Source organism: Gallaecimonas aegicerasi (assembly GCF_045291545.1).
Classification (GTDB): domain Bacteria; phylum Pseudomonadota; class Gammaproteobacteria; order Enterobacterales; family Gallaecimonadaceae; genus Gallaecimonas.
Genome location: NZ_CP149514.1, coordinates 2,067,016 through 2,078,707, shown reverse-complemented (window position 1 = coordinate 2,078,707; position 11,692 = coordinate 2,067,016). Strand labels below are relative to the sequence as shown.

Sequence of the window (11,692 nt, the reverse complement as noted above, 5' to 3'; positions counted from 1 at the left end):
ATGCCGAAGATAGTTTTTTTGCCTCACAGCGAACTGTGCCCCGACGGTGCCGTGCTGGAAGCTCCTAAAGGCGAGAGCATTCTCGATGTTGCCCTGAAAAACGGTATCGACATTGAACATGCCTGCGAAAAGTCCTGTGCTTGTACCACCTGCCATGTGATTGTTCGGGAAGGCTTTGATTCGTTAGACGAATCAGACGAGCTGGAAGATGACATGCTGGATAAAGCCTGGGGCTTGGAGCCAGAATCCCGGCTGTCTTGCCAGGCGCGCGTTGCCGATGATGATTTGGTGGTGGAAATTCCCAAGTACACTCTGAATCTGGCTCGCGAATAAACCACAACACAAGGCGCCGACAGGCGCCTTGTTGCATCAGGAGGCCCTATGAGCTGGAAATGGACCGACACTCGTGAGCTGGGCGAGGCCCTTTTTGACCGCGACCCTGAGCTGGATCCGAGAACGGTACGTTTTACTGACATGCACCAATGGATTGTGGCTATGGATGACTTTGATGATGATCCGAATGCTTCCAATGAGCGCATTCTTGAAGCCATTTTCATGGTTTGGCTGGACGAATACGACCAATAACCGCAGGGTCTTTTTTCATCGCCGCAAGTTCGCGTATACTATGCGCCCTTTGCATATCTAAACCCTGAAACTTGTGTAAGGACGGAGCCCCATGGCTGTTCAACGTACTATTTCTATCATCAAGCCCGACGCCGTCGCCAAGAACGTCATCGGTGCCATCTACAACCGTTTTGAAACTGCTGGCCTGAACATTGTTGCGGCGAAAATGCTGCAGCTGTCTCGCGAGCAGGCTGAAGGCTTCTACGCTGAGCACAAAGAGCGCCCTTTCTTTAAAGCGCTGGTTGACTTCATGACCTCTGGCCCGATCATGGTGCAGGTTCTGGAAGGCGACAACGCTATTGCCAAAAACCGTGAAATCATGGGCGCCACCAATCCTGCTGAAGCACTGGCCGGTACCCTGCGTGCTGACTACGCTGTCAGCATTGATGAAAACGCCGTTCACGGCTCTGATTCCGAAGCCTCTGCCGAGCGCGAAATCAGCTACTTCTTCACCGAAGCTGAACTCTGCCCGCGCATTCGCTAAGCCGACAAGCGCAGGTAGAAAGGGGGGCATTTGCCCCCCTTTGTTGTTGTGGTTGTAAACTGTACAATGCCCGGCCCCAAGCCGTATCACCGAGGTCATGCCATGAGCGAAGGCAAAATTAATCTGCTGGATCTGACACGCGAGCAACTGCGCGCTTTTTTTGCCGAGATAGGTGAAAAACCGTTTCGTGCCGATCAGGTGATGAAATGGGTTTACCACTTCGGGGTGGATGATTTCGAGGCCATGACCAATATCAACAAGGCGCTACGGGCCAAACTGGCAGAGCGTTGCGTGATTGAGGCACCGGAAATTTCCCAGGAAGAGCGCTCCAGTGATGGCACCATCAAGTGGGCGCTGCGGGTCAGTGGTGGCCAGGAAGTGGAAACTGTGTATATCCCGGAAAGTGATCGGGCGACCTTGTGCGTATCCTCGCAGGTCGGTTGCGCATTGGAGTGCACCTTCTGCTCAACGGCGCAGCAGGGTTTCAACCGTAACCTTAAAGTCAGTGAGATCATCGGCCAGGTGTGGCGTGCCGCCAAGGTACTGGGACCGCAGGGCAATTCCAATCAAAAACCCATTACCAACGTGGTGATGATGGGGATGGGTGAACCACTCTTAAACATGGCCAATGTGGTACCGGCTATGGAACTGATGCTCGACGACCTGGGTTATGGCCTGTCCAAGCGCCGGGTAACGCTGTCGACCTCCGGGGTGGTACCGGCGTTGGATAAGCTCGGTGACATGATTGATGTGGCCCTGGCGATCAGCCTGCATGCCCCTAACGACGAGCTGCGCAACGAAATTGTGCCCATCAACAAAAAGTACAATATTGAAGCTTTCTTGGCGTCAGTGCGCGGTTACCTGGCCAAATCCAATGCCAATAAAGGGCGGGTAACGGTAGAGTACGTGATGCTTGATCACGTCAATGACTCCACCGATCAGGCCCATGAACTGGCGCAATGTCTGAAGGACACACCGGCTAAAATCAACCTCATTCCCTGGAACCCCTTCCCGGGCGCACCTTATGGCCGCAGCTCCAATTCCCGAATTGACCGCTTTTCGAAAGTGCTGATGGAATATGGCTTTACCGTGATTGTTCGCAAAACCCGTGGCGACGATATTGCTGCGGCCTGTGGCCAGCTCGCCGGTGATGTTATTGACCGTACCAAGCGGGTGCTGAAAAAACAGATGCACAACGATGCTATATCAGTAAAAATGGTCTGACTTCTCAACAGATTACGGGCGGTAACATGGCCAAACGAGGTTACCTGTACGCATTGCTAAGTTTGACCCTGCTGATGCTGGGTGGCTGCGTGTCGCAAACCCTCGACAGCTCCGGCAACCCGGTTGCTGAAAAAAAGTTTGACCCCGAGACCGCCGCCAAGTCACGGGTGCAGCTGGGGCTGGCTTATCTGCGCAACGGCAAAAACATGCAGGCCAAGATGAACCTGCTCAAAGCCAAAGAGTTTGCGCCGGACATGCCCGATGTCTATTACAGTCTCGGCTATTACTACCAAACGGTGGGCGAAACCAAGGAAGCGGAAAAAGCCTACCGTCATGCCATCAGCCTGGATCATGAAAACGGCGAGGCGCTGAATAACTTCGGCGCTTTTCTCTGTGGCATTGGCCACTATAAAGAATCCATTGAATATTTTATGCGGGCTATTCAGGCGCCTGATTACCTGCGGGTGGCGGGTGCCTATGAGAATGCTGCCATCTGTGCCAAGGAAATGGGCGATACCGATGCCGCCGAGCAGTACTACGCCAGTGCCCTCAGTCATGAACCGCGGCGGGCTCGCTCATTGGTGGGTATGGCGCAGTTACTCTATAACAAGAAAGACTATATTAATGCGAAAGGCTACCTGAAGCGCTACGAGCTGCTTGGTCGCAGTAATCCCGAGGCATTGTTGTTAGGTGTAAAAATCGCCAAAAAGATGGGTGATAAGGTCGCCGTTCAGCGTTATGGTGAGGAACTTATATCAAAATACCCGGACTCACCTTCAGCTAAACAATACCGGAGTAATAAATACTAATGACAGACCCACTGGACGAGCAGGGCCTTCTCAGCGCTGGCCAACAACTGCGCCAAGCCCGTGAAGCACGGGGCTGGAGCGTTGAAGAGGTGGCAAAACGGCTGAACCTGCGCATCACCGTGGTCGAAAAACTGGAGCGGGATGATTACGACCAGTACTCACCTGCAACCTATACCAAAGGCTATCTGCGGGCCTATAGCCGCTTGCTTGACCTGCGTGAAGACGATGTGCTGAAAAGCCTTAATACACAGGCGCTGGGGGTGACCCAGGAAAGCGCAGCGATGCACAGTTTTTCAAAAGGGACCAGCCGTAAAAAATCAGACACTCTGTTGACCCTGGTGACCTGGATCATCGGCTTGGTGCTGGTGGCCTTGCTGGCTTATTTCGTCTGGCAAAAAACCACTGGTGACAGCCCCATTGTCAATGACAGCCCATCGCCGGTCACACAACACAGCGTCGTCGAGGCCACCATGGAGCAAGGCACCACGGCCAGCGAAACGCCACCACCGGCCAAAGACAACACTACGCAAACAGCCCCGGAGCCGGTGCTGGCACAGCAAAGTAACAGTGGTCCTGATAAAGCGGCTGCTGAAGCACCAGCGGCCACAACCGATAGTCTGCAAGTGGCTTTTACCGGTAATTGCTGGGTCAGTATTACCGACGCCAACGGTCAGCGGTTGATGGTGGGGCTGAAAACCCCTGGCCAGTCTGCAACCCTGTCCGGTACAGCGCCATTTTCTGTTAAGCTGGGGGCGCCTGAGCACGTGCAGTTGCACTATCATGGCAAGACCATTGATTTATCGGGGTTCAGGACTGGGCAGGTGGCCCATTTGACCATACCCCAGCAGTGAGGTTGAGTAACATGCAGCACCAGCCGCCGATCGAGCGCCGCCCCTCTACTCGTATTTACGTTGGCGATGTGCCCATTGGTGATGGCGCGCCCATTGCCGTGCAGTCCATGACCAACACCAAAACCACCGATGTTGACGCTACCGTGGCGCAGATCCAGGCGCTGGAAAAGGTCGGTGCTGACATCGTTCGGGTATCGGTGCCTACCATGGATGCTGCCGAAGCCTTCAAGGCCATTAAGGCGCGCAGCAAGCTGCCACTGGTTGCCGATATTCACTTTGATTACCGAATTGCTCTGAAAGTGGCGGAGTACGGCGCTGATTGCCTGCGTATCAACCCGGGTAACATTGGTAAAGAAGAACGTATTCGTGCGGTTGTCGATGCCGCTCGTGATCGCAATATTCCCATTCGTATCGGTGTTAACGGTGGCTCCCTGGAGCGCGATCTGCAGGAAAAGTACGGTGAGCCGACACCGGCGGCGTTGGTGGAATCTGCCATGCGCCATGTGGACATCCTCGATCGCCTGAACTTCGACCAGTTCAAAGTCTCGGTCAAAGCATCAGATGTCTTTCTAGCGGTCGATGCCTACCGATTGCTGGCCAAGCAAATTAAGCAACCGCTGCACCTGGGTATTACCGAAGCCGGTGGTGCTCGTAGTGGTGCGGTAAAGTCGGCCATTGGCCTAGGTATGCTGCTGGCCGAAGGTATCGGCGATACCCTACGGGTATCGCTGGCAGCCAATCCGGTGGAAGAAATCAAAGTCGGTTTTGATATTCTCAAGTCTCTGCGCATTCGCTCCCGGGGCATTAACTTTATTGCCTGCCCTAGCTGTTCGCGTCAGGAATTTGATGTGATAGGAACCGTCAACGCGTTGGAAAACCGTCTGGAAGATATCACTACACCGCTGGATGTCTCTGTCATTGGCTGTGTTGTAAATGGTCCGGGCGAGGCACTGGTGTCCGATATGGGGGTAGCCGGCGCTACCCGCAAAAGCGGCTACTACGTAGACGGCGAGCGTCAAAAGGAACGCCTGGATAACGATAATCTGGTTGATCAGCTCGAAGCACGGATCCGTGCCAAGGTGGCCATGCTACAGCAGCGTATTCCCACCAAAAACGATTGATAACCAGCATTGATGAGTTTGTATGCCCGAAGCCGTATAATTCGGGCATTTTTGTGAAAAGAGTCCCAGCGTGAAAAGCATCCAAGCCATTCGAGGCATGAACGACTGCCTGCCCAGCCAGACACCGCTGTGGCAGTTTGTGGAAGCAGCCATTCGCGAAACGGTGGCCAGTTTTGGCTACAGTGAAATTCGTACCCCGGTTGTCGAATCTACGGATCTGTTTAAACGCAGTATTGGTGAAGTTACTGATATTGTTGAAAAAGAAATGTACACCTTCGACGACCGTAACGGCGACAGTCTCACTCTGCGCCCGGAAGGCACGGCCAGTGCGGTGCGGGCCGGTATCGAACATGGCCTGTTGTATAACCAGCAGCAGCGGCTGTGGTACATGGGGCCAATGTTCCGCCATGAGCGGCCACAAAAAGGCCGTTATCGTCAGTTCCACCAGTTCGGTGTGGAAGCCTATGGCCTGGCCGGCCCGGATATTGATGCCGAAGTGATCCTGCTGTCTGCCACCTTGTGGGACAAGCTGGGGCTCACAGATCATGTCACGCTGGAGCTGAACAGCCTGGGCAGTAATGAGGCCCGCGCTCAGTACCGTGATGTGCTGATTGCCTATCTGGAACAGCATCTTGATAAGCTTGACGAAGATGCCAAACGCCGTCTGTACAGTAACCCGCTGCGCATTCTGGACTCCAAGAACCCCGAGGTTCAGGCGGTGGTGGCCAATGCGCCACAGCTGCATGACCACTTGGACGAGGCCTCCCGTGCCCACTTCGACGGCCTGAAAGCGCAGCTGGATGCTCTGGGGATCAGCTACCGGGTTAATGACCGGTTGGTCCGTGGCCTCGATTACTACAATGCCACCGTCTTTGAGTGGGTGACCGATAGCCTCGGTGCCCAGGGCACCGTCTGCGCCGGTGGCCGTTACGATGGCTTGGTCGAACAGCTTGGTGGCCATGCCACTCAGGGTATTGGTTTTGGCCTGGGCCTGGAGAGGTTGGTATTGCTGGTGGAAGAACTGGGCAATACGGCGGCAATCAAGCCGACAGTTGACGGTTATCTTTGCCCCCTCGGTGAAACCGCTGAAGCGCAGGCTTTTGGTATTGCCCGTTCACTGCGTCAGCAGTTGCCGGGCTTTGCATTGATGTGTCACTGTGGTGGCGGAAATTTCAAAAAACAACTCAAGCGTGCGGATAAAAGCGGCGCGCGCTGGGCTCTTATCCTCGGTGATGACGAACTGGCCGCAGGCCAGATCACCGTCAAGGATTTGCGCGATGGTAGCCAGCAGCAACTGGCCATGGCCGACTTGGCCCAGCACCTGATGCCACAAGAAGGATAACAATCGTGGAAGTTTACAGCACTGAAGAACAACAAGTTGAAGCCATCAAGCGCTTCTGGAAAGAACACGGTAACGGCATTATGGCTGGCACTGTGATTGGCTTGGCCGGTATTTATGGCTGGCATTGGTACAGCGATCACCAGCTGGAGCAGCAAGAAGCCAGTTCAGCGCATTATGCGGCGGTAATGAAAGAAGTGGATGGCGGCGATGTAAAGGCCGGCGAAGCTTTCATTAAAAGTGATGCCGCCGGCCAGTATCCGGCACTGATGGCTGCTGTGTTGGCGAAAAAGGCTGCTGACAAAGGTGATCTGGATAAAGCCATTGGCTATCTCGAGCAAGGTATTGCACATACCAAAAATGCTGAACTGACTGCTATCTACAGCCTGCGTATGGCCCGTATACAACTGGCCAAAGGCGACACCGCCGGCGCGAAAGCGACTGTGGCAAAAGTCACAGCGCCGGCATTTAAAGGTGAAGTACAGGAACTTCTTGGCGATATCGCCGTCAAGGAAGGCGATACCGCGGCGGCGCGTAGTGCCTATCAGCTGGCACTGACCGACGAACCGGGTGCCTCGGCGGTTCTCAACATGAAGATCCAATCCCTTGATAGCAATAAAAAAGGCTGAGCATGAGCGGATGGTTTAAGTGGTCGGCATTAGCCGGCCTGGCGCTGGTAGCCCTCAGTGGCTGTTCCAGCAGTGAAGATTTACGCAAGCCCGCAGAGCTGGTGCCTTTTAACAATAAGGTCAGCGATCAGGTGCTGTGGAGTACCTCGGTTGGTGATGGCGTGGGTGATTATTTCACCACCCTCGATCCCGTCTATGCCTATGACCATATTTACGCTGCTTCGCGCGGTGGCGTGGTCGAAGCGCTAAACCCGAAAAACGGCGACGTGATCTGGAAAAAAGATCTCGGTGAGGCCGATTCCTTCTTCGGTGACCGTAAAAACGTACGCCTTTCTGGCGGCGTTTCTGCCGGTTTTGGCAAGATTTACATCGGCAGTGAAAACGGCGTGGTTTATGCCTTTGACGCCAAGAGTGGTGAACTGAGCTGGCAGGTTGATGTGCCGGGCGAAGCCATGGCACCGCCGGTAGCCGACCAGGGCGTGGTGCTGATAAATACAACCTCAGGCAAGCTGGTGGCACTGGATGCTGACACCGGCAAGCAAAAATGGGTGTATGACCAGAACGTACCAAAGCTGACACTGCGCGGTGTTTCCGCCCCGGCCACCACCAATGGTGCTGCCCTGGTGGGCACCCCTGATGGCAAACTGGCCGCGGTGATCATGGACAACGGCCTGCCGGCCTGGGAGCAGAATGTATCGCCGGGTAAAGGTGACAACGTGCTGGAGCTGCTGCGTGACGTTGACGGTACGCCAGTGGTTGTCGGCCCGGTGGTTTACGCTGTAGCTTATAACGGTGAGTTAGTCGCCATTGACCTGCGTTCCGGCCGGCCACTGTGGAAGCGTGACTACTCCTCCTACCGGGCCATGGCTATCAGTGGCTTTGATCTGGTGGTTACTGACGCTCAGGGCTACCTGTACAAGGTAGACCGCCGTAACGGCCTGGAAAAATGGAGCCAGACCATGCTGCATTACCGCCGCGTCACTGCTCCGGCCATCGTTGACGACAAAGTGGTTGTTGGCGACTTTGAGGGCTACCTGCACTGGTTTGATCTTGCCAGCGGCAAATTACTGGGCCGCGATCAGATTGACAGCGACGGCTTCTATGCCCGCCCGGTGGTCGTTAATGGCAACCTGCTGGTACAAAGCCGTGATGGTGAGCTTTATATGATTAAGCTGGACTAACGGCGCTGAAAACGAAACAATACGCGGCCGCATCTTTGCGGCCGTTTTTGTATCAAGAGAGAAGTCATCATGTTACCCGTAGTGGCCCTGGTAGGGCGCCCCAATGTGGGCAAGTCCACCCTTTTTAACCGGCTGACCAAAAGCCGTGACGCGCTGGTGGCTGACTACCCCGGCCTGACCCGCGATCGCAAATACGGTCAGGCCCGCTACGGTGAACATGACTTCATCCTGGTGGACACCGGTGGTATCGAAGGGGACGAAAAAGGCATCGATGCAGCGATGGCCAGGCAGTCATTGCTGGCCATGGAAGAAGCTGATGTAGTGATGTTCCTGGTTGATGCCCGCGATGGCCTGACCATTGCTGACGAAGCCATTGCCCGCCATGTGCGCCAGCTCGGTAAGCCGGTATTTCTGGTCGCCAATAAAACCGACGGCATTGATGCTGACTCAGCCTGTGGTGAGTTTTGGGGGCTGAGCCTGGGTGAAGTCTGGCAAATTGCCGCTGCCCATGGTCGCGGTGTAAGTCAGTTGCTGGATAAAGCCCTGTTGCCGCTGGTGGCTAGCCTGGAAGATGCCGAGGAGCAAACAGCTGAAGCCCTGGCCAGCGTACTGGGTCAGGAACTGGTGGACGTTGACGCTATCGCTGACGACGAAGAAGCCGAGGCCATTCCTTATGCTGATTTGCCGGTCAAAGTCGCGATTGTCGGCCGCCCCAATGTTGGTAAGTCGACACTGACTAACCGCATTCTGGGTGAAGAGCGGGTTGTAGTGTACGACATGCCCGGTACCACTCGTGATTCCATCTACATTCCGCTGGAACGCGATGAAAAGAACTATGTGATCATCGACACCGCTGGGGTACGTCGCCGCGGCCGCATTGGCGATATTGTCGAAAAATTCTCGGTGGTTAAAACCCTGCAAGCCATTGAAGACGCTAACGTGGTACTGCTGGTTATGGATGCCCGCGAAGGCCTGTCAGATCAGGACTTGAGCCTGCTCAGTAACGTGCTGAACGCCGGCCGAGCGCTGGTGCTGGTGGTCAACAAGTGGGACGGTCTGAGCCAGGATGCCCGTGACGATATCAAGCGCGAGCTGGACCGCCGCCTGGGCTTTATCGACTTTGCCCGCCTGCATTTTATCTCGGCGCTGCATGGCTCCGGGGTAGGTAACCTGTTTGAGTCCATCAATGAAGCGTTTGCCTCAGCGACGCAACGGGTCTCCACATCGAAGCTGACCCGCATCCTGCACATGGCCCAGGACGACCACCAGCCACCGCTGGTGTCAGGCCGTCGGGTCAAGCTCAAGTATGCTCATGCCGGTGGCTACAATCCGCCGCGGGTGATCATTCACGGTAACCAGGTCGAGAAGCTGCCGCAGTCCTACAAGCGCTACCTGATGAATTATTACCGCAAGAGCCTGGGGGTTATCGGTACTCCCATCCATGTGGAATTCCAGGAAGGGGAAAACCCGTTCGCCGGTCAGCGCAACAAGCTGACCCAGTCGCAAGAGCGCAAGCGCAAGCGGCTGATGAAATACATCAAGTCCCGCAAGAGTTAATAAAAAAACGGCGCCAGTAGGCGCCGTTTTTTTATGGCCTCACTGCTGGCTGCTGGTTATGCTGGGGACAAAACCAAGGAGGCTCCATGCGCACCATTACTCTGGAAACCGTAACGGCTGGCAAAGTACTACAACGGGCTCAGATCCCCGGCTTTGCCGAGATTGATGTGGACGTGCCGGAAGAAGCCGGTGGTGAAGGTCAGGCGCCGGACCCTCATGACTACTTCGATATGGCACTGGGTGCCTGTAAGGCCCAAACACTGCAACTGTATGCGCGGGTCAAGAAGATGGATCTGCAAAAAGTGGCAGTACGGGTAGAACGTGACCAGAGCGAAGAACGGGCCGGCCATTACAGCCTGCATTGCACCCTGACGCTGGAAGGCAACCTCAGTGATGAAGAACGGGAACGGCTACTGGCCATTGCCGACCGCTGCCCCATTCACAAGCTGATGACCAAAAGCGCCATTGCCATCAGCACCCAGCTGGCCGATTAATCCTCAGTACGGCTGCTCCCGGTAGCGTTGGCAGTAATAATGCCGTCACGCACCCGGATCTGCAGGCTGTCGCCGCCGCTGACCTTGGCGATACTGTCAATCACTTCGCCACGGTCGTTCTGGGTGATGCTGTAGCCGCGGCTGAGGGTGGCCAGCGGGCTGACCAGTTGCAGTTGGGCAACCGCTTGTTGTAGCCGCTGGCGCTGGCTAGCAAGCTGCTGACTCATGGTTCGTTGCAGCGCCAGCTGTGCCAGCGCCTGCTGCCGGTTAGCCAGGCTCAAGCGTTGGCCGGGGTGCTGGCGTTGTAACCGTGCCTGTAGCTGCTGTAGCTGCTGCTGCCCGCGCGCCAAATAGCGAGGCAGGGCCCGCTGCAAGCGCTGCTGTAGTTCGTCACGACGCTGGGCGTCGCGCTCCAACTTACGGCCTGGCTGTTGGCGGCCAAGGCGCAGGCCCAGGGCCTGCTGGCGCTGTCGCCACTGTTGTAGCTGGCGGGCGGTGGCACTGGCCAGGCGCCGGCTCAGTTGTGCCAGGGCACTTTGGATTTGTGCAGCCTGTGCTGACACCAGTTCGGCGGCTGCCGATGGTGTGGCGGCCCGTACATCGGCCACAAAATCGCTGATGGTGACATCAGTTTCATGGCCGACGGCGCTCACTATCGGAATAGGGCAGGCGGCAATGGCCCGGGCCAGCGCTTCATCGTTAAAACTCCACAAGTCTTCCAGGCTGCCGCCGCCACGGCCAATGATCAGTACATCCACTTCTGCCCGTGTTACCGCTCGGGCCAGCTGCGTGCATAGCTCCTGGGCGGATTGCTGGCCCTGCACTTTAGCCGGGTAGAGCACCACCTCCAGAAAAGGCGCGCGGCGTTTGAGCACAGTCAGAATGTCATGCACGGCAGCGCCACTGGCGGAGCTGATCACGCCGATGCGTTTCGGGTGGGCCGGCAACGGCACTTTATTGGCATCAGCAAACAGCCCCTCACTGGCTAGTTTCAGTTTCAGGGCATCAAATTGCTGCTTGAGCAGGCCATCGCCGGCCGGCTCCATAAATTCCACAACCAGCTGATAGCTGCCACGGGGCTCGTATACCGTTGGCCGGGCGCGTACCAGCAACTGCATACCGTCACGCGGCGCAAAGGTAACGGCCATATTCTTGCCACGGAACATGGCGCAGCTGACCTGGCTGCGTTCATCCTTGAGGGAAAAATACCAGTGGCCAGAGCCGTAAGATTTGAAATTGGACAGCTCGCCACTGAGCCACAGCAGCCCCAATTCGCCTTCCAGCAGCGTGCGAGCGCGGGTGTTGAGTTGGCTGACGGTATAGATCTGGCGCATAACTGGAGGGGCTAAATGGTTTGCGGCAGTCTAACAGATGCAAAA

General features: G+C 55.9%; 13 protein-coding genes. 12 read left to right on the top strand and 1 reads right to left on the bottom strand.

What is annotated here, in order from left to right; genetic code table 11:
- The 12 genes from fdx (at position 1) to WDB70_RS10170 (ending at position 10,313) form a co-directional block, all read left to right on the top strand.
- Entirely contained in the window at positions 1-333 is a 333-nt protein-coding gene (gene fdx, locus WDB70_RS10225) for an ISC system 2Fe-2S type ferredoxin (protein WP_406663981.1), read from the top strand.
- A 48-nt stretch (positions 334-381) separates the two neighbouring features.
- Positions 382-585, top strand: a complete 204-nt coding sequence (iscX, locus tag WDB70_RS10220) for a Fe-S cluster assembly protein IscX (RefSeq protein WP_406663979.1) — start codon at positions 382-384, stop codon at positions 583-585.
- A gap of 91 nt (positions 586-676) precedes the next feature.
- On the top strand, positions 677-1,108 hold the full coding sequence (gene ndk / locus WDB70_RS10215; protein ID WP_406663977.1) for a nucleoside-diphosphate kinase: 432 nt from the start codon (positions 677-679) through the stop codon (positions 1,106-1,108).
- 66 nt (positions 1,109-1,174) lie between these two features.
- Positions 1,175-2,332 carry a bifunctional tRNA (adenosine(37)-C2)-methyltransferase TrmG/ribosomal RNA large subunit methyltransferase RlmN gene (locus WDB70_RS10210; RefSeq protein ID WP_406663975.1) on the top strand — a complete coding sequence of 386 codons (1,158 nt, stop codon included), beginning with the start codon at positions 1,175-1,177 and terminating at the stop codon, positions 2,330-2,332.
- A 26-nt stretch (positions 2,333-2,358) separates the two neighbouring features.
- The gene (gene pilW / locus WDB70_RS10205; RefSeq protein WP_406663973.1) at positions 2,359-3,141 is read left to right on the top strand and encodes a type IV pilus biogenesis/stability protein PilW; all 783 of its coding nucleotides are present in this window, start codon (positions 2,359-2,361) and stop codon (positions 3,139-3,141) included.
- Complete coding sequence (locus WDB70_RS10200; RefSeq protein WP_406663971.1) at positions 3,141-3,992, top strand: RodZ domain-containing protein; 852 nt, start codon at positions 3,141-3,143, stop codon at positions 3,990-3,992. Before pilW ends, WDB70_RS10200 begins: the two co-directional genes overlap by 1 nt.
- Positions 3,993-4,003: 11 nt before the next feature.
- Positions 4,004-5,113 carry a flavodoxin-dependent (E)-4-hydroxy-3-methylbut-2-enyl-diphosphate synthase gene (ispG, locus tag WDB70_RS10195; RefSeq protein ID WP_406663969.1) on the top strand — a complete coding sequence of 370 codons (1,110 nt, stop codon included), beginning with the start codon at positions 4,004-4,006 and terminating at the stop codon, positions 5,111-5,113.
- A gap of 97 nt (positions 5,114-5,210) precedes the next feature.
- Complete coding sequence (gene hisS / locus WDB70_RS10190; RefSeq protein WP_406668070.1) at positions 5,211-6,455, top strand: histidine--tRNA ligase; 1,245 nt, start codon at positions 5,211-5,213, stop codon at positions 6,453-6,455.
- 5 nt (positions 6,456-6,460) lie between these two features.
- Positions 6,461-7,081: a YfgM family protein gene (locus WDB70_RS10185; protein ID WP_406663967.1), complete on the top strand. Its 621-nt coding sequence runs from the start codon at positions 6,461-6,463 to the stop codon at positions 7,079-7,081.
- 2 nt (positions 7,082-7,083) lie between these two features.
- Entirely contained in the window at positions 7,084-8,262 is a 1,179-nt protein-coding gene (bamB, locus tag WDB70_RS10180) for an outer membrane protein assembly factor BamB (protein ID WP_406663965.1), read from the top strand.
- Positions 8,263-8,331: 69 nt separating this feature from the next.
- Entirely contained in the window at positions 8,332-9,819 is a 1,488-nt protein-coding gene (der, locus tag WDB70_RS10175; RefSeq protein ID WP_406663963.1) for a ribosome biogenesis GTPase Der, read from the top strand.
- 86 nt (positions 9,820-9,905) lie between these two features.
- Positions 9,906-10,313, top strand: a complete 408-nt coding sequence (locus WDB70_RS10170; RefSeq protein WP_406663961.1) for an OsmC family protein — start codon at positions 9,906-9,908, stop codon at positions 10,311-10,313.
- On the opposite strand, the gene xseA is transcribed toward WDB70_RS10170, so the two are convergent.
- Positions 10,310-11,647, bottom strand: coding sequence for an exodeoxyribonuclease VII large subunit (xseA, locus tag WDB70_RS10165; protein ID WP_406663959.1), 1,338 nt, complete (start codon positions 11,645-11,647; stop codon positions 10,310-10,312). The genes WDB70_RS10170 and xseA overlap by 4 nt on opposite strands.
- Positions 11,648-11,692: the final 45 nt, after the last annotated feature.

Coding starts and splice junctions, on each gene's coding strand:
- ndk (WP_406663977.1), top strand. CDS start 677: ATGGCTGTTCAACGTACTATTTCTATCATCAAGCCCGACGCCGTCGCC.
- pilW (WP_406663973.1), top strand. CDS start 2,359: ATGGCCAAACGAGGTTACCTGTACGCATTGCTAAGTTTGACCCTGCTG.
- WDB70_RS10200 (WP_406663971.1), top strand. CDS start 3,141: ATGACAGACCCACTGGACGAGCAGGGCCTTCTCAGCGCTGGCCAACAA.
- fdx (WP_406663981.1), top strand. CDS start 1: ATGCCGAAGATAGTTTTTTTGCCTCACAGCGAACTGTGCCCCGACGGT.
- WDB70_RS10170 (WP_406663961.1), top strand. CDS start 9,906: ATGCGCACCATTACTCTGGAAACCGTAACGGCTGGCAAAGTACTACAA.
- xseA (WP_406663959.1), bottom strand. CDS start 11,647: ATGCGCCAGATCTATACCGTCAGCCAACTCAACACCCGCGCTCGCACG.
- bamB (WP_406663965.1), top strand. CDS start 7,084: ATGAGCGGATGGTTTAAGTGGTCGGCATTAGCCGGCCTGGCGCTGGTA.
- der (WP_406663963.1), top strand. CDS start 8,332: ATGTTACCCGTAGTGGCCCTGGTAGGGCGCCCCAATGTGGGCAAGTCC.
- ispG (WP_406663969.1), top strand. CDS start 4,004: ATGCAGCACCAGCCGCCGATCGAGCGCCGCCCCTCTACTCGTATTTAC.
- iscX (WP_406663979.1), top strand. CDS start 382: ATGAGCTGGAAATGGACCGACACTCGTGAGCTGGGCGAGGCCCTTTTT.
- hisS (WP_406668070.1), top strand. CDS start 5,211: ATGAACGACTGCCTGCCCAGCCAGACACCGCTGTGGCAGTTTGTGGAA.
- WDB70_RS10210 (WP_406663975.1), top strand. CDS start 1,175: ATGCCCGGCCCCAAGCCGTATCACCGAGGTCATGCCATGAGCGAAGGC.